Genomic DNA, 19,132 nt, shown 5'->3' on the forward strand with positions numbered 1-19,132 from the left:
AGCATCCTTTGCTGAGTCCAAAGTTGAGTCTAAGCTCGCGGTGGAACCAACTCCTCAAAAATATCATTTAAATTATCATGTACTTTTAAATGAATTAAATTCCAATAATGCCCTGAAACAGTTCGATTCACCATTAAGGTATCGGGAGAAGGCTTAAACACATCCCAATATTTCAATGAACTTTTGACCAACTCAACGCCATCATGATGGGCAGAATTTTCAGCAAAATCATAATGTGTGGTTAGCGGACGCATCAGCACTTCTAACCATTGCAAATATAAATCTTCAGGGAATTTACCCAATGCAGAAATTGCCTGCAGTGCATCTAGATGCTGTTCAATTTCGGCAATATCTTGCGCACGCGCAGCATGAATCAGTTGTCGAAAATGATGCACTACATCATTCGATAGAGTTTTGACGCCGCCGTAATCATAAATCACCACAGAACCATCTTGGCGGAACGCAAAGTTGCCCGGATGCGGGTCGCAATGAAAGCGTTTTAAATAAAAGATTTCTTGACCCATGGCACGCAATAAACGTCGTCCCAAAGTGTTGCGGGTACGCTGTGACCATGTGCTTGCCGTTTCTATATTTTCACCTTGTTCCAAACTTAAGGTGAGAATATGCCGCGAAGAATAGTCTTTAAACACTTGTGGGATAATAATTTTATCATCCAAAGCCGCGTGAAAGGTACGCGCTACTTCTAGGTTTTGTGCCTCAATCTGGTAGTTCAGCTCATTGTCTAAACTTTCCTGAATTTCCTGAAATAGACGGTCTTGTAATTTACGGTCTATTTTAAGTACACCCATTAAACGCAGTGCCAAACGGACTTGTTTCAGGTCACTTTCGCAGGCTTCATCGACCCCAGGATATTGCACTTTGACCACCACTTGCTCGCCATTGGGTAAAATGGCTTTATGCACTTGCCCAATAGATGCGGCTGCAAACGGAGTTTCATCAAAGTGTTTAAAAATTTTGTCGAGCGGTTTACCGAGTTCTTTTTCAACTTGTGCCTTAATTTCAGCAAAAGGCATGGCAGGTGCTTGGCGCTGTAATTTACTGATGGCTTTGGCAACTTCAGGCGGAAAAATATCTTTATATTGCGAGGCAATTTGCCCGACTTTCATCACCGCACCTTTCATTTCGCCTAAGGTATCAGCAATTTGGATACCAATATCCTGAAACAATTGGCTGCGTGCCGCATTTTTTTGTTCTTCATCTGCGGTGAGGTTTTTAATCGAGTTCGATACCGTTTTGGTTGCAATACTTGCTGTCATGCTCGCAAGTTTCATAAAGCGACGACCAGGTGTACGCGCCGTTTTTGCCATGCGATGTTCCTCAAGATCATCTTTACTATCTTTTGATCATAAGTGTTCGTGAGCAAAATGCCTACTTTTAATTGTTAAAGTATTTTTTGATCACAAGACCCACGTGCCAAAACGTATTTTGGCATGTAGGTGAGTAGGCTGAGGTTTATGCTGTAAATTGGCGTTCCAGTCGTTGATTGTTGAAATATAAACGGGTCAGAAGTAACACACAGGCAATGCTTAAACCGACAATCAGCCCGACCCAAACCCCTGCAGCGCCCATACTGCTGTAACGAGTTAAATACACGCCAATGGGGAAAGCCACAACCCAATAAGCAAGCATGGTAATCCACATTGGGCCCTGAGTGTCTTGCATGCCACGCAAACAACCTGCTGCGCTAATTTGCCATGCATCCATGAGTTGATAGGCAATCGCAAATAATAATAGAGACATCGTCACTTGCGCCACTTGCGGGTCGCGGGTGTAAATTGAAATGATTTCAGGACGGAAAAACCACATCAGCGTCATTGTAGAAAAGGCAAATACAGTTGCAGTTGCAAAGCCTAAGCCTTGTACTTTACGCATGGCGTGAATATTTTGTTCGCCATAATATGTGCCAATACGAATGGTCAGGGCAATTGCCAAAGACATGGGAATCATAAATAACTGAGATGTGACTGACATGGCAATTTGATGGGCTGCCAGTTTGGTTTCTCCCAAAGGACTGATTACAATGGCGGCAGTACTAAAAATACTCACTTCAAAGAAAATGGCTAAACCAATGGGCAGTCCTAACAGCAAAATACGTTTAATCCAGACCGCATCAATCGCTTCCCATTGGCTAAATACCTGCGTGCTTTGATAGGCGCGACTTTTAAAAATATAAAATGCCAAAGTTATAAACATTAACCATTGCAAAATGGCGGTGGCAAAACCGCAACCCGCACTGCCCAGTTCAGGCAGAGGCCCCCAACCATACATAAACATAAAGTTCAGTGGAACCAATAAAGCCAATGCCAACAGACTAATTACGGTCACAGGGCGTGGATAGCCCAGTGCTTCTGAATAACCGCGCAAAGCGGCATACATGGTCACGGCAGGCATCCCAAAACCGATGGCATGTAAAAATAAGCCTGCTTTGGGCTGTAAATTTTCAGGCACACCAAATAACGGTAATAGTGCAGGCATGAGCTGTAAAATCAGCCCCGCAATCACGCCTAAAATAAATGCAATCCATAAAGATTGACGGGCGATGGTGGCAATTTTTTCTGGGGTACGCGCGCCTTTAGCCTCGGCGACTAAGGGTGTGGTAGCAATCATAATGCCACTGAACAGCAGCATAATAGGCATCCATAAACCAACCCCAACAGCAATAGCAGCTAAGTCGGTGGCAGACATGTGACCTGCCATAATGGTATCAATTAGACCTAAACCTGCTTGCGCAAATTGTGTGACCAAAATTGGAATCATCAGTTGAAAAAGCTGTTTTAATTCAAAACGGGTCGTGGTCACAGAATATATATTTGACACAAAAAATCTCAATGCCTGAGGTGCTTAGCGTTTGGGTATTAGCGTTGTAAAGTGAGAAGCACACCAATAAAAATCACCACGCTACCTAAAAGACGTTGCCAGTTGATAGCAACTTTTTCAGTGCCTAGGAACCCAAAATGATCAATCAGCATTGAGGTGACCATTTGTCCAAAAATAATCACCCCAGACAAAGTAAGCAAACTTAGTTTGGGAGCACTATAAATACTCATGCTGATGGCATAAACCCCTAAACATCCGCCAATCCATAAATACCAAGGAATGTTGAGCAAGGTGCTGAGGTTGGGTTTCTCGACTTGTTGAAAAAATACCAGTATGGCTAAAACTATTGTACCAACCAAAAAAGAGAAAAGGGCAGCTTGTAGCGGAGAATATAAATATTCACGCAATTGGCTGTTGATTGCAGTTTGAAATGCCATTGCAATCCCGATGCCCATCGCCAGTGGCAAAATTAAGAGTAATTGGCTGGATATTTTCATCATTTGCACATTTTTCTTATTTCATAGACTCTAGTCTAAAGCAAATTCTAGGGAATACATCAGTGTCCTGCTGTAGTCATGTTAAAATCTGTATCACTGTTTTGATTTTGCATTGAGTCTGTCTTTGAATCCACTTCAACCCATTGATATTCCTTTATCTTTATATATTCACATGCCGTGGTGCGTGCGTAAGTGTCCGTATTGTGATTTTAATTCACATGCTGTGCCTGACGGTAAGTTGAGTTTAGATTTAGAACAGGAATATCTACAGGCTTTGCTGGAAGATTTTAAAACTCAGACTCAGTTTGCGCAGGGGCGGAAAATTCACAGTGTTTTTATTGGCGGTGGCACACCTTCGCTAATTTCAGCACAGGGGTATCAATGGTTATTTACACAGCTGAAAGCCGTGCTAGCTTTTGAAGATGACTGCGAAATTACGTTGGAAGCTAATCCGGGAACAGTGGAGCATGATCCCTTTGCAGATTATTTGGCTGCAGGCATTAACCGTTTGTCGATTGGCGTGCAGAGTTTTAATACTGAGCATTTAAAAAAATTAGGGCGTATTCATTCTAATGATGATGCGATTGCCGCAATTGGCTTGGCGCGTGAAGCGGGCTTTCAGCGAATTAATGTCGATTTAATGCATGGCTTGCCTGAACAGACTTTGCAGCAAGCACTGCAGGATTTAAAACTGGCAGTGGAACATGGTGCAACGCATATTTCATGGTATCAATTGACTATTGAGCCTAATACTGTTTTTTTCCGCACTCAGCCAATTTTACCTGTAGATGATGTCTTGGAAGAAATTCAAGCGCAGGGTGAAGCCTATTTAACTGCGCAAGGTTTTGTGAATTATGAAGTGTCTGCATGGCGTAAAGAGTTGCCGTCTGCACATAATTTAAATTATTGGCAGTTTGGCGATTATTTGGCGATAGGTGCGGGGGCGCATGGCAAAGTGACTTTGCATGATGGTGTGTATCGCTTCCAAAAAACCCGTTTGCCGAAAGATTACTTAGCCAAAGTACCTGCGGAAAACTTGCAGTTTAAAGCAATTGCAGCCGATGAGTTGCCATTTGAATTTATGATGAATGCACTGCGCCTGAATGATGGGGTTGAGGCAAACTTGTATACTGCCCGCACAGGTTTAAACTTGGATGATTTGCAGGATATTTTAAATACATTGCGTCAGCGGCAATTGTTGCAGGATGATCCGAAGCGATTGGCATGTACTGCGCAAGGGCATGTGTTTTTAAATTCGGTGTTGGAAGCGTTTTTGTGATTTGAGTTCAGCTCAGGCATCTGTCCTAACGCTTATCGAATATTGTGCTAGAGCGACAGCTTGTGTCTTGCACTGCATGCTATTTAAGGTAAATTTTGTTATTGTAATGGCTTTGTTATTGTATCGCCTTGAAGGTTTGAGATGAACTCTACTAGTCCAAAAGTTTTAAAGGCTCATGGTGAATTAGTGGTAAACAAAGAGGAAAACCTTTCCCTCTTTGAATCAATCCCTTTTTATCCAGAATACCCAAGTAAATTTAAATTTATTGACCTATTCGCAGGAATTGGTGGATTTCGGCTAGCGTTACAAAATCTTGGTGGCGAGTGCGTATTTTCATCAGAAATAGACCTATATGCCCAAAAAACATATTCCGTCAATTTTGGTGAAACGCCTTATGGTGATATCACTTTAGAGTCTACTAAAAATGCGATACCTGATCATTTCGATATTTTATGTGGAGGCTTCCCTTGTCAGGCTTTTTCAATTGCAGGTAAAAGATCTGGATTTGAAGATACACGCGGTACGCTATTTTTTGACGTTGCGGATATTATAAAACGGAAACAACCTAAAGCTTTCTTTTTAGAAAATGTTAAAGGCTTAATTAGTCATGATAAGGGAAATACACTTAAAACTATTTTAAAAACATTAAGAGATGATTTAGGTTACTACGTTGCTGAGCCTCAAATTATAAATGCTAAAGATTTTGGTGTTCCCCAAAATAGAGAGCGAATTTTTATTGTAGGCTTCCATAAAGATACTGGAATTCAAAATTTCTCTTATCCACAACCATTAAATAAAAAAACCTGTTTTGCCGATATAAAGGAAACTCAGGTTGTACCTACTAAATATTACTTATCTACACAGTATTTAGATACCTTGGAAAAGCATAAAGCTCGACATGAAAATAAAGGAAATGGTTTTGGTTACGCTATTATTCCAGATCACGCAATTGCCAATGCCATAGTTGTAGGTGGAATGGGGAGAGAGCGTAATTTAGTTATAGATCATAGAATTACAGACTTTACTCCAACTACTAGAATTAAAGGAGAGGTAAATCGGAAAGGTATTCGGAAAATGACGCCAAGAGAATGGGCACGGTTGCAGGGGTTTCCAGATCATTTCAAAATCGTGGTTTCAGATGCCTCAGCCTATAAACAATTTGGAAATTCTGTTGCTATTCCAGCGATACAGGCAACTGCAAAAGAAATATTAAAAGCATTGAAGATTGGTGAGTATGATTACAGCAAATAAGGGGGAATGGAGTGAACTCTATGCCATTTTTAAATTACTATGTGATGGGGAGTTAAGTGCGGGTGATGAAAACTTAAATAAAATAAATAATTTAATTTATCCTGTAATTAGAATTTTACGTCAAGAACATCATCATTTATTCACTTATGTACCGCATAAATCAGAGGGTATAGTAGAGATTTTGCGGGGTGAAGATGTTTTTCAGATACCATTACAGGAACTCAGAGATATTACTCAGTTTTTGCTGGCAGAATTACAGAAAAAGCAAACGGCATCATTTACTATTCCAGATGTGGAAAACTTTATATCCAGATACCAAGCAAATAAGATTAAAGCAAAATCTAGTGCGAAAAGTGATATTAGAATCGTAATTTATGATGCAAAAATTGGAACAATGCCTGAATTGGGATTTAGCATAAAGTCAAAATTAGGTAAACCATCCACATTGTTAAATGCAGGAAAGACAACAAATTTTATTTTTGAAATAAAAAATATTTGCCTAACCGAAAAAGAGATTGAAGATTTTAATCAGCTTGCATTGCCACAACCAATTATTAAATCTCGTATAGCACATTTAAAAATGTTGGGAGCCGATATTAAATTTTCCCATTTAAATAATGCTGTATTTGAGAATAATTTAATTTTGTTGGATAGTTTACTACCAAAAATTATGGCAGAAGCTATATTTAAATATTACACATCAACTCTTAATTCAGTTAAAGATATTTTTAATGAAATTTCTTATGAAAATCCAATGAAATATTCTTTTGAACATCAGCATCCTTTTTATCAGTTTAAAATTAAAAAATTATTGTGTGAAATAGCAATTGGAATGATGCCTGGTACAGTTTGGACAGGTAACGAAATTGATTCTACAGGTGGATATTTAGTAATTAAAGAAGATGGCGAGATCATTTGCTATCATCTGTATCATCGCCATGAATTTGAAGAGTATTTATACAATAATACAAAGTTTGAGATGGCAAGTAAAACCAAGCATGATTTTGGTCAATTATTTCTAAAGGACAATAAATTGTATCTGTCTTTAAATCTACAAATTCGCTTTAAATGATTAAAAATATATCTTTTATCTTAATATAGTTTGAACTTTTGATTCAATTTTCATAATAAAACTCAAATAGGATAATTTTAAATGGATTTAAAAACGTTTGAGTTACTTGCCCGCTATAATCTTTGGGCAACTCAAAAACTAAATCAGACTTTGCTATTGGTTTCAGATGATGATTTTTTCTTGGATCAGGGCTTATATTTTAAAAGTATTTTTGGCACTCTGAATCACTTGTTGGTCGGTGAGCATCATTTGTGGTTTCCACGTTTTGCTTTGCACCACTCACCAATTTTGCCATTAGATAGTATTGTGGAAACCAACAGAACACAGCTTGTTGAGCAACTTGAAAAGAAGGCTGAAAACTGGATTTATTTTTTAAATCAGGTGGATGAGAAAGTTTTTCATCAAGAGCTGCACTATAAAACATCAACTGGCGTGGAGATGCACTTACCCTATGCTGCAACCCTAATGCATGTGTTCAATCATGCAACTCATCATCGTGGGCAAATTACCGCGGCTTTAACCGCAATGGGATATGTCTGTCTTGAGCTTGATTTAATTTATATGTTGCTAGAAGACAAGGCTAAGAAGCGAATTGAATGAAACGACTAGAAATTTTATGTCTAGTGATTTTAATTTTTCTGATTTTATATCTGATTCAGTGGGTATTTCATGGTTTTCCAACAGCACATTAAAAGTAATTTTAATTGATGTGTAGATTCGAGTACTGACTTTCTGAAGTAAACACCAAAAGAGCGCATTACGCGCTCTTTTGATTTACATCTGCTTAGAATATTTTAGTAGTCAAAACTAAAATGTTCTGGTGCTAATGCAGTCATGGTTTTAGATGGATTGACCATTGCTTCTGCATGACCTTGGGTACGTGGCAATAAACGCTCAAAGTAGAAATCTGCAACTTTGATTTTGGCTTTATAGAACTCAGGTGTTTCCTGACCATTGCCTTCAGCCAATTTGGTCGAAGCCACAGCCGCTTGTTGCGCCCAGAAATAAGCCATCATGACATAACCAGAGAACATCAAGAAGTCTACTGAAGCACTGGATACGATGTCACGGTCTTTACGTGCTGCCAACATAATGCGCACGGTTAATGCGTTCCATTGAGCACATAGCTTGGTTAAGTCCCATGCAAAACGACGCATGTATTTGTTACGTGCATGCTGACCACAGAATTTCAAAATTTCAGCGGTGTAGTCACGAATCACTTTGCCCTTAGAGCTTAACAACACTTTGCGACCAATCAAGTCGAGCGCCTGAACGCCAGTTGTACCTTCATATAAGGTAGAAATACGTGAATCACGTACAATTTGCTCCATGCCCCATTCTTTAATATAGCCGTGACCGCCGTACACTTGCATGCCGTGGTTGGCAGCTTCATAACCCATTTCAGTTAAGAAACCTTTTAAGATTGGCGTATAGAAACCTAAATGGTCATCATGCGCTTCAAAAGCAGCAGTATCACCACGCATTAAAGCGTCGTTCATTTTATCTGCCAATTGTGCAGCATGATAAATCATGGCACGACCACCTTCTGCTACGGCTTTTTGCGTTAAGAGCATACGACGTACATCGGCATGGTGAATGATTGCATCAGCTACTTTTTCAGGGTCTTTTTTACCTGAAAGCGCACGCATTGACATACGTTCTTTGGCATACGGCAATGCACCTTGGAATGCCAATTCTGCATGGCAAATCCCCTGAATTGCTGTACCAATACGCGCAGTATTCATAAAGGTAAACATGGCATGTAAGCCTTTGTGTGGTTCACCAATCAAATAACCCACGGCATTGTCAAAGTTTAGGACTGCAGTTGCAGACGCGCGAATCCCCATTTTGTGTTCAATTGAGCCACAAGTGACAGGATTGCGTTCACCCACCGTACCTTCTGCTGTTGGCAAGAATTTCGGTACGATAAATAATGAAATACCTTTCGTGCCTGCAGGTGCATCTGGGAGGCGCGCTAACACAATATGAATGATGTTTTCAGTCAGGTCATGTTCGCCTGCAGAAATAAAGATTTTGGTGCCTGAAATTGCATAAGTACCATCAGCTTGTGGTTCTGCTTTGGTTTTTACCTGACCTAAGTCGGTACCACATTGTGGTTCAGTCAAACACATGGTGCCTGACCAAGTACCTGCAACCAAGTGCGGTAAATAGGTATCTTTTTGCGCGTCTGTACCAAATTGCATAATGGTGTTGATACAACCCACGCTTAAACCTGGATACATTTGGAATGACCAGTTTGCTGTACCCATCATTTCAGATTTGATGAGGTTTAGCGACATTGGCAGGTTTTGACCGCCGTATTGTTCAGGGTAAGACAGACCTTGCCAGCCACCTTGCACAAATTGGTCATAGGCTTCTTTAAAGCCTTTCGGTGTGGTCACATTGCCATTTTCAAAATGACAGCCTTCTTCATCGCCTGATTGATTAAGAGGAGAAAGTACATTTTCACAGAAATCTGCTGCACCTTCCAAAATCATATCGACTGTATCTGCGTCCGCAAGTTCACCGTTAGAAAGATTTTTGTAGTGGGTCGGGTAATCAAGCACTTCGTTCATTAAGAAACGAATATCGTGTAATGGGGCTTTATATGCTGGCATAGTCTTAATCCTAATTTAGAAATAGTTTTGGATTATCTGTATCGATATGTTGATTATTCACACTCATGATCAAAAAACATTGATAAGAATAGCGAATAAAAATGTCAGAAATGCGAATAGTGAAAATTATTCACCTTACAAAAACGAATGAAGTGTTATGTTACAATGTATCATAATCTATATGTTTGAACAGACCAATCTATAATGAATATAAGGTGTTTAGCAATGAAGATACAATTAAAATATTTATCTTTATGTCTTTTTAGTTTAGCTGCTACAGGTTGTTCGCAGCATGTCATTAAGACCAATTCCAATCAGACGGCAAGTATAGAACAAAAGGCAATTACAGGGTTAAATGCCATCTTTGAAACGCCAAGTTATGACTTTCAGGGCAAATTACGGGTACAGAGCAATTTAGTTGAAGCAATACCAAAAGTAGCGGATGCTGCTCCTACCACACTTGATCCTGTACTTAAAAAGCAATTAGATCAGTATGTAAAACAGCAAAAAGTCCGTTTAAGTACACAAGAAAAACAAAACTTATATACGGCAATGGCTAAGGAACAAAACTCTGCTTCCTATGCTGCAGGGGCAATCGAAAAATCGAGTCCTTTTAATTTTGTGTTGAATGTATTGAATGACACTCAGTTTAGCTACGATGGCTCGGTGCATTATCGGCAAAAAATTGCTGCTTTGAATGTGGCAGCACGTTATGAAAAACCGACACTTTTGGTGCAAATGAAAGTACCGATGGTGGTCGATTTTAATGAATATAAGTTCTATACCAATTATTTTTCTTTGTTGCCTTATTTGGTAAATAAAGATAGTCAAAATGACTTTGCCTATATCGACTTTTCTAAATACAAAGCCGATTTTGAGCGGATTAAAGTGGCACAATTTGCCGAATACTTAAAAGCCATGAATGCGGTGCCGTATGTATTGGCAGATTCTAAACATATTCAAAAGTTATCTTTAACTGCACAAGACCGTCAGCAAAAAATTAGTGAAAAAATTCGTTTGAACAGTAGTTTGGAAGATATGTTGCTGCAGCTTGCCATGTTTGATCAGGTCAATGCACCGTATTTGCAACAGACTGTATTGGGGCAGGCGACCACAACCGAAGATGCTGCTGAACAAGCTGAAATTACGCAAGATACATCGGCCAAAGAAAGTGTTGAAGACTACTTGAAACACAATGAAACTGCTGAAGATTATGGCATGAGCCAAGAGGCTTTTGTGGCGTATCAAGCCACCCTTGCTTTACGTGATTTGGTCAGTCAGAAATTTTATGCAACTGAAACGACAGTGAGTAATGTGGCAGATTATTCAGCAGATGCCAGTGAAGATGCCATGATCGCAGCTGAACAAGCCGTTGAAGCGGCTGCTGAGCAGGCAGAAGATTCAGCAAGCACCGCAAGTATGCTAAGCGAACAAGACTGTCAGCGTTTGATCGAAACAGCAAAAACAGCCAAAGTTGGAGATTTAACCTACTGTGCTTATGCCTATGAATTAGAAGCATTTAGCCCAAGTCGTGCTGAGCAGGCACAATCGGTTTTAGATGAGCACTTTGCTTCACCGCAAGAAAAGCTAGCTAAAGTTTTTGAACCATACCGTTCGGAACAATTGGTCGATGCCGCCGCTTTTGCAGCTTTGTGGCAAAAACATCAGGCTGAAATTCAGCAGATTATGAACGCTACACCTAAAGATAAAAAAACACCGATTCAAATTGATGTGGCTTTAGATGATCAGGGGCGTGCTGCAAAAATTGATTATGCGTTGCAATTTAAACGCGAAAATTACGGAACAATTCATGTGTATAACGATGTCAGCATTGCGAATTATGGGCAAGCCAGCAAAATTGACCGTAGTGCGCTGCGTCAAGCCAAATCCATTCAAGAGGTCAGCAAAGACTCAATTTTAGAAAAATGGGTGACAAATTTAGGGCGGACTTTGGAGCAGGAAACTGCAGAAAATAAAGATAAGACCACTGTAAAACCTGCCTTAAGTTATGATGAAGAATTGGCGCAGTTGGCACAAAAAACCTATCAACAAACAGAATCTTTTAGTCAGACTTATCAGACTTTATTTTTAGTGCACATGGCAGCAGAGCAAAGTACGTGGGTAAAAAATCTTAGTCCACAAACCTTGCAGGAAATGGCAGAAGTGTATGCCTATTGGTTCAGTGATGAGCGCTACTATGACCCGAAAGGTGCCGCGCTAAAACGGATTGAAGCTTTACAAGCCAAGCATCATTTAGAAGAAGATGAGCAATTCAATAATGCAATTGGTCGTCGTATCAATAATTTGACTGAAGATGCAGTCGATGAAAATAAAGTCGCACTTGAATGGCGTAAGCTGAAACAGCAATACAAGCAACCACAACAGATATTTGCTCAGCAATATTTAAAAGCCTATGAAGCAGCTTATGATTGGGATGTGCCTGACTTGGAGAATTTAAAGAAAACGGCACACATTTTGGGGCAGACGTATGTTGATCGTCAGCAGGGCAAATTGAGCCAAAATTCAATTCGCACTTTAACTGAAGATCAGGCTGAACAGATTGATTATGAGTTATATATGGATGTGTATGAAGATATGCAGAAATTTGTAAAATAAACCGTGGGTGAAAATGGGCAATCAGCGTTCAACAAGATTGCCCAGTTTAAATAAAAAAATAGCCCTTTGCTGCTCAAGGGCTATTTTTATTTGGTGATGATTTAGAGGAAATCTTTTAATTCAGGTTTCACGCCATTCCAAATATAAAAAGATTCAATCGCCTGTCCGACCAGCATGCCAAAACCTTCCGATGTCGGTACGCCACGCGCTTTGGCTTGTTCTAAAAAGCTCGAAGGTTTGCCATAAGCCATTTCATAAGCAAAATTAAACTGCAAACACTCAGGCAAGGTGAGGGCATCTCCCGTTAAGCTGGCAGACGTCGCATTAATGGCTAAATCAAATTGACCTGTTAAATCGGTAAGTGCCATGGCTTGTAATTCTGCTTGCGGTACGGCAGCTTGTAGGTCAGCAACCAGTTGTTCAGCACGGGCAAGGGTGCGGTTGGCAATCACAATTTTTTTTGCGCCTGCTTGTACCAACGGATAAATTACCCCGCGGGTTGCACCACCAGCGCCAATAATCAAAATATCACTGTGCTCTAAATTCCAGCCCAAAGCACGAATGGCATCAACCAAACCCTGACCATCGGTATTGTCGCCATGCAAAACACCATCTTGCATCCACAAGGTATTGACTGCTTTGGCAATTTTGGCACGTTCGGTTAATACGCCACATTGGGCAAATGCTTGCTCTTTAAAAGGCACGGTTACATTCATGCCTACACCGCCCTGATTAAAAAAGTCTGCAACACTGTCTCTAAAACCATCAAGAGGGGCAAGGCGTTTGCTGTATTGCAGGTCAATGCCTGTTTTTTCTGCAAAGGCATGATGCAGTTCAGGAGAACGTGATTGTTCAATTGGGTTGCCAATCACGGCAAATTGTTTGCGCATTTGCCAAAATCCATGTGCTGAAATGTGCATCAATATACGTCAAATTCAGCGCGGACTAAAGCCTATGGCGGTATAAAACGGTGGGAGTCTTTGGACTTAAGGATTACAAATCTCTAAAACGGTTTCTAATACCAAAATAGTGGCAATCACGAACATGGCAATGCCCGCTAAAATGCTGCTACTAATGGCTAAGCCATCTGAAAGATGACTTTCAAAAATAAAGGTCATGCAAATTGAGCCAAGTAACATGGCAAAGGTTGCCCAAAATAAAAAGATTTTGTGTTTGAACAGCGGGCTAAACATGCGGATCTCCTGACAGATGTGGCGCAGTGTGACATAAGGCTTTGACAGTTTGATGAATTCGCCTTTGACTCATGGTTTGATGTATGGATAGTTAAATCCTATTTGTGCATGGTCGAATAGGGTGCGCGGTCACATCATCTATTAAAATCCATCCGCACTATCATGACAGTTAATTCATGCTGTGCATATTTATTGATTTGAAAATAAGCAATAAAGTTTGTAAGTAAAAAAGCGATTCGTGGAAGAATCGCTTTTTTGAACCTTGAGTGTGATCTTTTTTACACTGCGATGTAGCAAGGTTTCACCAGTCGCGAGCTTTAACTCGTCTTGAGATTTAACCAATCGCGTGGTTTTAAGTAATAGTCGGTGAGTTTTTTCTCTGCGGAATCTTCTGCCCATTCAGGACGGTACGACCATCCCGCCAAGTTTGGTAAGCTGACTAAAATGGACTCAATCCGTCCGCCTGTCTGCAAGCCAAATAAAGTGCCGCGGTCGTAAACTAGATTGTATTCCACATAGCGTCCACGACGGTAAAGCTGGAACTCACGTTGTGCTTCGGTATAGGCTTTGTCACGATTACGCTCAAAAATAGGCAGAATTGCAGCCAAATAACCATTACCCACCGCCTGAATATAGTTGAAACAGGTGTCAAAGTCCCATTGATTCAGATCATCAAAAAATAAACCACCCACGCCACGCTGTTCATCGCGGTGCTTTAAATAAAAATAGTCATCACACCATTGTTTATGTTCTGCATAGACTTGATTGCCAAAAGGGGCACATAAGTCATGTGCTGTTTGGTGCCATGCCACTACATCTTCATCATTTGGATAAAATGGTGTCAGGTCAAAACCACCACCAAACCACCAAATTGGCGGCTGTCCTTCAGGTTCAGCGACAAATAAACGCACATTGGCATGTGAGGTGGGTACATTTGGGTTTTTCGGGTGAATCACCAATGACACGCCCATCGCCTGCGCAGGTGCGCCTGCAATATTTGGATGACGTTCAGTTGCAGAAGCAGGCAGTTTGGAAATATTGATGTGCGAAAACATCACTCCGCCTTTTTCAATGACCGTACCGTTTTGTAAGACGCGGGAACGACCACCGCCACCTTCATGACGTTGCCAGTCATCAATTTCAAACTGTGCGCTTCCACCACCTGCCTGTTCTTGTTGTTCTAAAGCCGCACAAATTCGCGCCTGCAAATCGAGAAGAAATTCACGTACACGTTGAATATCCGCGTGAGTAGGATGCGACATGGCCACCTCAGCATAAAAATAAAATGGCTTACATCAAAACATAAAACTGTCTAAAAATTAAGGGGTTTATCCAGTTTGCTGCAAATCGCTCATGCAATTGCGCAAGGTGCTTTGTATTTCAGCATGTATTCCGAGCAAAAGACTAGGTTGATTTCCATGCACAAGCTCAGCACAATAGTTTTTACAATCTAAATTTTAGTCAGCAGCAATTAACTGAATGGGGCAGAGTGGATGACACAGCAGGCAAATTCTTTAATTCAAAAATACAATGTGCCTGGACCACGTTATACCAGTTATCCAACCGTACCTTATTGGGATGATGCTACCTTTTCTGCCGAGGCGTGGCAGCAAACGCTGAAGCGTTCGTTTGATGAATCTAATGCCAGCGAAGGCATTAGTCTGTATATTCATTTGCCATTTTGCGAAAGCCTATGCACTTTTTGTGGCTGTCATAAACGCGTCACCAAACGCCATGAAGTCGAGCAACCGTACATTCAGGCGTTATTAAAAGAATGGGACTTATATTGTCAGTTGCTCGAAAGCACTCCCATCATTAAAGAAATTCATTTGGGCGGTGGCACACCAACTTTCTTTTCTGTCGAACATTTGACGCAGCTTATTCAAGGCATTTTGGCAAAAGCCAAAGTGGCAGAACAGCACGAATTTAGTTTTGAAGGTCATCCCAATAACACCACCCGTGAACATTTACAGGCTTTATATGACTTGGGTTTTCGTCGGGTTAGTTATGGCGTGCAGGATTATAATGAAAAAGTGCAGCGCGCCATTCATCGGATTCAGCCTTTTGAACATGTGCAACGTGTGACCGAGTGGGCGCGTGAAATTGGCTATGATTCTATTTCACATGATCTGGTTTTTGGTTTGCCCTTTCAAAATCTGGAAGATGTACTGAATACCATTGAGCAGACCCAGCGTTTAATGCCAGACCGTTTGGCGTTTTACAGTTATGCGCATGTGCCATGGATTAAAGGCAATGGGCAGCGTGGCTTTAAAGATGAAGATGTGCCTAAAGATGAATTAAAACGTCAGTGCTATGAAGAAGGCAAACAGCGTCTTTTGGCCTATGGTTATCATGAAATTGGGATGGATCACTTTGCCTTAGAACGCGATGGTATGTATCAGTCGTTTAAAAATGGTACCTTGCACCGTAATTTTATGGGCTATACCGCATCTAAAACGCAGCTTATGATTGGCTTGGGTGTTTCATCTATTAGCGACAGTTGGTATAGCTTTGCGCAAAATGAAAAAAGCATTGAAGATTATTATGCCCGTTTAGCCTGCAATGAAATTCCTGTGTTTAAAGGGCATGTGCTGGATCGGGAAGATTTGGTAATACGTCAGCATATTTTAAATTTAATGTGCAGCTTTGAAACGTCGTGGGCCAGTCCAGAATTGGCATTTCCTGAAATTGAGCAAGTGCTGCAACAGTTACAGGAAATGCAGGAAGATGAATTACTGCTCATTCAAGATCAGCACATTCAGATTTTGGAAAAAGGTAAACCTTTTGTGCGCAATATTTGTATGGCCTTTGATTTGCGTTTAAAACGCCGTATGCCGAATAATCGTATTTTTTCGATGACGATTTAAGTAAGTTGAGTAGAAATTATTTAATTCAAAAATTAAAAGGTGACTCAGAAGTCACCTTTATCATACATGTGCGCCATGCGTTCGTGTTTGGTTTGCAAATATTCTTCATTGAATGGATTTAGACCCACAGTTAAAGGCACACGGTCTACCACCGTAATCCCTTGTTCCTGTAATGCTTGAATTTTCAAAGGGTTGTTGGTGATTAAGCGCACAGCTTTAACCTGCAAATGATCTAGCATAATGCTGCACATATCATAGCGACGTGCATCGGCAGGTAAATTCAGCATTAAATTGGCATCCACCGTGTCATGTCCTTGATCTTGCAGGGCATAAGCACGAATTTTATTGGTCAAGCCAATCCCGCGACCTTCTTGGCGTAAATATAAAATCACACCTTGTCCTGCGTCATTAATCAGACGTTGAGTGGCTTGAAGCTGTGGGCCACAGTCGCATTTTAAAGACGCGAAAGCATCGCCAGTTAAACATTCTGAGTGAATCCGTACCAGAACGGGCTGGGTTGGCGCAGTGTCCAAACCTTTGGATAATGCCACGTGTTCTTCGCCAGTTTCAGGATCTTGAAATACCGTAATGTTGAATTCACCAAATGCGGTCGGTAATCGTGAGGTTGCGACAAACTTAATCGGCACTGTTTAACTCGTGAAATAGTCGATAAATTGTTTAAAGTATAGCGTAATGCTCAGACATTAGTAGAATAGCGAACACGAATTTATACAGAAGATTTTCTTTTTTGTATAAAGCGCACGATAATGGTTGATAAATAGTTAGATTATTCAGGATAATCTACCCACCCAACGTGTGCCCAACTGAAATCACTGCTCAAAACTACATCGCTAGAAATGTGGCTGATTGAAGGTAATACCATTCGGTTATATGATCGAGTAATTCCCATTGACCTCGCTTAGGATTTGCCAGGCTTTAGAAGGCTTTGCCACATATGCTGTATACAGAAATTCCAACTCAACGCCCTGTAACACCATTGCTCGATGAGATTGACCATCCGCAGCAATTACGTTTACTCGCGCAAAGCCAGCTTCCACAGGTGGCAGATGAGTTACGTCAATTCATTTTGTATGCCGCAGGTCAAAGTGGAGGACACTTTGGCGCAAACTTAGGCGTGATCGAACTGACCGTTGCGCTGCATTATTGCTTTAATACCCCACACGATCGCTTAATTTGGGATGTCGGTCATCAGGCTTATCCGCATAAAGCCCTAACAGGACGCCGCGAGCAACTCACCACCATTCGCGCCAAAGATGGTTTGGCTGCATTCCCTGCGCGTGAAGAATCTATTTTTGATACCTTTGGCGTTGGTCACTCCTCAACAGCAATTTCTGCAGGATTGGGGATGGCGTTGGCACGACGTTATCAACAAAACCCGTGTGAAGTTGTTGCCATTATTGGCGATGGTGCTATGACGGCAGGTATGGCTTTTGAAGCCATGAATGATGCAGTGGCCCACCAAGCCGATATGATGGTGGTGCTGAATGACAACGATATGTCAATTTCATGTAGCACAGGCGGCTTTGCCAAACATCTTGCTGCCATTTGGGAACGTGGTGAATCGGTTTATGTCAGTGAAACTGGCGAAGCTTACGTGCAGCCACATCCGAAATGGACGTATAACTCGCGTTTACACTGTGCTGCCACTGAAGCTGCAGACAACTTATTTAAAGCGATTGGGTTTGATTATTTCGGCCCTTTCGATGGACATGATGTTGAACAACTCACACACGTGTTTAATGCGCTGAAAAAACGTAAAGGCCCACGTTTAATTCACGTTTACACTAAAAAAGGCAAAGGCTTTGCGCCTGCCGAAGCTGATCAAATTAAATATCATGCCATTGGTAAAATTCATGCCAAAGCTGCACCAGTTAGCGCACCTAAATATTCTGATGTATTTGGGCAGTGGTTATGTGATCAGGCAGAACAAGATTCACGATTATTGGCAATTACGCCAGCCATGTGCGAAGGTTCGGGCATGGTGCAATTTGCCAAACAATTCCCAGAACGCTATTTTGATGTCGCGATTGCCGAACAGCATGCGGTGACTTTGGCTGCGGGTATGGCCTGTGAAGGTTTGAAGCCTGTGGTGGCGATTTACTCTACCTTCTTGCAGCGTGGTTATGACCAACTGATTCATGATGTCGCTTTGCAAAATCTGGATGTTACTTTTGGTATCGACCGTGCAGGTTTGGTGGGTGAAGATGGCCCGACCCATGCAGGTGCTTACGACTATGCCTATATGCGTACCGTACCGAATATCGTCATTATGGCACCAAAAGACGAAAATGAATGTCGTCAAATGCTGCACACGGCTTATTTATATAACGGCCCTGCAGCAGTGCGTTATCCACGCGGGCATGGTTTGGGTGTCGAAATTCAGCAGCAAATGACAGCAATTCCATTAGGACAAGCTGAAATTGTGGCGCAGTTCAATCCACAATATGATGACTATATTTCAGTGCTGGCTTTTGGTAGCCGTGTGCAAGCGGCAGTTGAAGCGGCTGAAGCGTTTGCTCAGCAGCACGATGTCGCAGTACGTGTGGTGAATATGCGTTTTGTGAAGCCATTGGATGAAAAGCTGTTAGCTGAGATTGCAGATAACACTGCATTATTCGTCACTGTAGAAGAGCATGCGATTATGGGTGGTGCAGGCAGTGCCGTGAGTGAATACTTGGCGAAGGCCCAGATTGTCAAACCGATTATTCATTTAGGTTTAGAAGATAGCTTTATGCAACAAGCGACACATGGTCAAATGCTGCAACAGGCAGGTTTAGATGCACAAGGCATTGAAAAATCAATGCAAAATGCTTGGCAAAAACTGCATCAATCTATATTGAATTAATTTTTAGCAACACTTCTTCCCCAAAAGCCTCAATA

15 protein-coding genes are annotated in these 19,132 nt (G+C 41.2%); 7 read left to right on the forward strand and 8 right to left on the reverse strand.

What is annotated here, in order from left to right; all coding sequences use genetic code 11:
* Positions 1-29: 29 nt before the first annotated feature.
* From FTU39_RS05095 to FTU39_RS05105, 3 genes are all read right to left on the reverse strand, one after another.
* Positions 30-1,328 carry an AarF/ABC1/UbiB kinase family protein gene (locus tag FTU39_RS05095; protein ID WP_004974602.1) on the reverse strand — a complete coding sequence of 433 codons (1,299 nt, stop codon included), beginning with the start codon at positions 1,326-1,328 and terminating at the stop codon, positions 30-32.
* 145 nt (positions 1,329-1,473) lie between these two features.
* On the reverse strand, positions 1,474-2,838 hold the full coding sequence (locus FTU39_RS05100) for an MATE family efflux transporter (protein WP_154320289.1): 1,365 nt from the start codon (positions 2,836-2,838) through the stop codon (positions 1,474-1,476).
* Between the two features lie 38 nt (positions 2,839-2,876).
* Positions 2,877-3,338, reverse strand: a complete 462-nt coding sequence (locus FTU39_RS05105) for a DMT family transporter (protein ID WP_070153402.1) — start codon at positions 3,336-3,338, stop codon at positions 2,877-2,879.
* Positions 3,339-3,459: 121 nt separating this feature from the next.
* Between FTU39_RS05105 and hemW the strand changes: the two genes are divergently transcribed.
* The 4 genes from hemW to FTU39_RS05125 all read left to right on the forward strand — a co-directional run bounded on the left by hemW (position 3,460) and on the right by FTU39_RS05125 (position 7,537).
* Entirely contained in the window at positions 3,460-4,614 is a 1,155-nt protein-coding gene (hemW, locus tag FTU39_RS05110) for a radical SAM family heme chaperone HemW (protein WP_131260602.1), read from the forward strand.
* A 141-nt stretch (positions 4,615-4,755) separates the two neighbouring features.
* On the forward strand, positions 4,756-5,865 hold the full coding sequence (locus FTU39_RS05115; protein WP_004974609.1) for a DNA cytosine methyltransferase: 1,110 nt from the start codon (positions 4,756-4,758) through the stop codon (positions 5,863-5,865).
* Positions 5,849-6,937 (forward strand): HpaII family restriction endonuclease, encoded by a 1,089-nt coding sequence (locus FTU39_RS05120; protein WP_180051822.1) that lies wholly within the window; start codon positions 5,849-5,851, stop codon positions 6,935-6,937. The genes FTU39_RS05115 and FTU39_RS05120 overlap by 17 nt, the downstream gene beginning before the upstream one ends.
* Positions 6,938-7,018: 81 nt before the next feature.
* Positions 7,019-7,537 carry a DinB family protein gene (locus FTU39_RS05125; RefSeq protein WP_179989894.1) on the forward strand — a complete coding sequence of 173 codons (519 nt, stop codon included), beginning with the start codon at positions 7,019-7,021 and terminating at the stop codon, positions 7,535-7,537.
* Positions 7,538-7,731: 194 nt separating this feature from the next.
* On the opposite strand, the gene FTU39_RS05130 is transcribed toward FTU39_RS05125, so the two are convergent.
* The gene (locus FTU39_RS05130) at positions 7,732-9,555 is read right to left on the reverse strand and encodes an acyl-CoA dehydrogenase C-terminal domain-containing protein (protein ID WP_154320290.1); all 1,824 of its coding nucleotides are present in this window, start codon (positions 9,553-9,555) and stop codon (positions 7,732-7,734) included.
* A 225-nt stretch (positions 9,556-9,780) separates the two neighbouring features.
* Here FTU39_RS05130 and FTU39_RS05135 point away from each other — a divergent pair, with 225 nt between their 5' ends.
* A complete protein-coding gene (locus FTU39_RS05135; protein WP_180051823.1) occupies positions 9,781-12,171 on the forward strand; it encodes a hypothetical protein in 2,391 nt (796 codons plus the stop codon).
* A 101-nt stretch (positions 12,172-12,272) separates the two neighbouring features.
* On the opposite strand, the gene aroE is transcribed toward FTU39_RS05135, so the two are convergent.
* The 3 genes from aroE to hemF all read right to left on the reverse strand — a co-directional run bounded on the left by aroE (position 12,273) and on the right by hemF (position 14,626).
* Positions 12,273-13,061, reverse strand: a complete 789-nt coding sequence (gene aroE, locus FTU39_RS05140) for a shikimate dehydrogenase (protein ID WP_104852603.1) — start codon at positions 13,059-13,061, stop codon at positions 12,273-12,275.
* 96 nt (positions 13,062-13,157) lie between these two features.
* Positions 13,158-13,364: a hypothetical protein gene (locus FTU39_RS05145; RefSeq protein ID WP_004974627.1), complete on the reverse strand. Its 207-nt coding sequence runs from the start codon at positions 13,362-13,364 to the stop codon at positions 13,158-13,160.
* A 317-nt stretch (positions 13,365-13,681) separates the two neighbouring features.
* Positions 13,682-14,626, reverse strand: a complete 945-nt coding sequence (gene hemF / locus FTU39_RS05150; RefSeq protein ID WP_179989898.1) for an oxygen-dependent coproporphyrinogen oxidase — start codon at positions 14,624-14,626, stop codon at positions 13,682-13,684.
* Positions 14,627-14,857: 231 nt separating this feature from the next.
* Between hemF and hemN the strand changes: the two genes are divergently transcribed.
* Positions 14,858-16,231, forward strand: coding sequence for an oxygen-independent coproporphyrinogen III oxidase (hemN, locus tag FTU39_RS05155; RefSeq protein ID WP_179989900.1), 1,374 nt, complete (start codon positions 14,858-14,860; stop codon positions 16,229-16,231).
* Between the two features lie 44 nt (positions 16,232-16,275).
* On the opposite strand, the gene ribA is transcribed toward hemN, so the two are convergent.
* Complete coding sequence (ribA, locus tag FTU39_RS05160; RefSeq protein ID WP_004974633.1) at positions 16,276-16,878, reverse strand: GTP cyclohydrolase II; 603 nt, start codon at positions 16,876-16,878, stop codon at positions 16,276-16,278.
* A 308-nt stretch (positions 16,879-17,186) separates the two neighbouring features.
* Here ribA and dxs point away from each other — a divergent pair, with 308 nt between their 5' ends.
* On the forward strand, positions 17,187-19,097 hold the full coding sequence (dxs, locus tag FTU39_RS05165) for a 1-deoxy-D-xylulose-5-phosphate synthase (protein ID WP_180051824.1): 1,911 nt from the start codon (positions 17,187-17,189) through the stop codon (positions 19,095-19,097).
* Positions 19,098-19,132 lie beyond the last annotated feature (35 nt).

This window comes from Acinetobacter sp. YH12099 (assembly GCF_013419195.1).
Lineage (GTDB): Bacteria > Pseudomonadota > Gammaproteobacteria > Pseudomonadales > Moraxellaceae > Acinetobacter > Acinetobacter towneri.

What these genes read in the sequence shown, in the direction of transcription:
- FTU39_RS05125 (WP_179989894.1), top strand. Translation starts at nt 7,019, where the DNA reads ATGGATTTAAAAACGTTTGAGTTACTTGCCCGCTATAATCTTTGGGCA.
- FTU39_RS05095 (WP_004974602.1), bottom strand. Translation starts at nt 1,328, where the DNA reads ATGGCAAAAACGGCGCGTACACCTGGTCGTCGCTTTATGAAACTTGCG.
- aroE (WP_104852603.1), bottom strand. Translation starts at nt 13,061, where the DNA reads ATGCGCAAACAATTTGCCGTGATTGGCAACCCAATTGAACAATCACGT.
- FTU39_RS05120 (WP_180051822.1), top strand. Translation starts at nt 5,849, where the DNA reads ATGATTACAGCAAATAAGGGGGAATGGAGTGAACTCTATGCCATTTTT.
- FTU39_RS05145 (WP_004974627.1), bottom strand. Translation starts at nt 13,364, where the DNA reads ATGTTTAGCCCGCTGTTCAAACACAAAATCTTTTTATTTTGGGCAACC.
- hemN (WP_179989900.1), top strand. Translation starts at nt 14,858, where the DNA reads ATGACACAGCAGGCAAATTCTTTAATTCAAAAATACAATGTGCCTGGA.
- hemF (WP_179989898.1), bottom strand. Translation starts at nt 14,626, where the DNA reads ATGTCGCATCCTACTCACGCGGATATTCAACGTGTACGTGAATTTCTT.
- FTU39_RS05105 (WP_070153402.1), bottom strand. Translation starts at nt 3,338, where the DNA reads ATGATGAAAATATCCAGCCAATTACTCTTAATTTTGCCACTGGCGATG.
- dxs (WP_180051824.1), top strand. Translation starts at nt 17,187, where the DNA reads ATGCTGTATACAGAAATTCCAACTCAACGCCCTGTAACACCATTGCTC.
- FTU39_RS05130 (WP_154320290.1), bottom strand. Translation starts at nt 9,555, where the DNA reads ATGCCAGCATATAAAGCCCCATTACACGATATTCGTTTCTTAATGAAC.
- FTU39_RS05135 (WP_180051823.1), top strand. Translation starts at nt 9,781, where the DNA reads ATGAAGATACAATTAAAATATTTATCTTTATGTCTTTTTAGTTTAGCT.
- FTU39_RS05115 (WP_004974609.1), top strand. Translation starts at nt 4,756, where the DNA reads ATGAACTCTACTAGTCCAAAAGTTTTAAAGGCTCATGGTGAATTAGTG.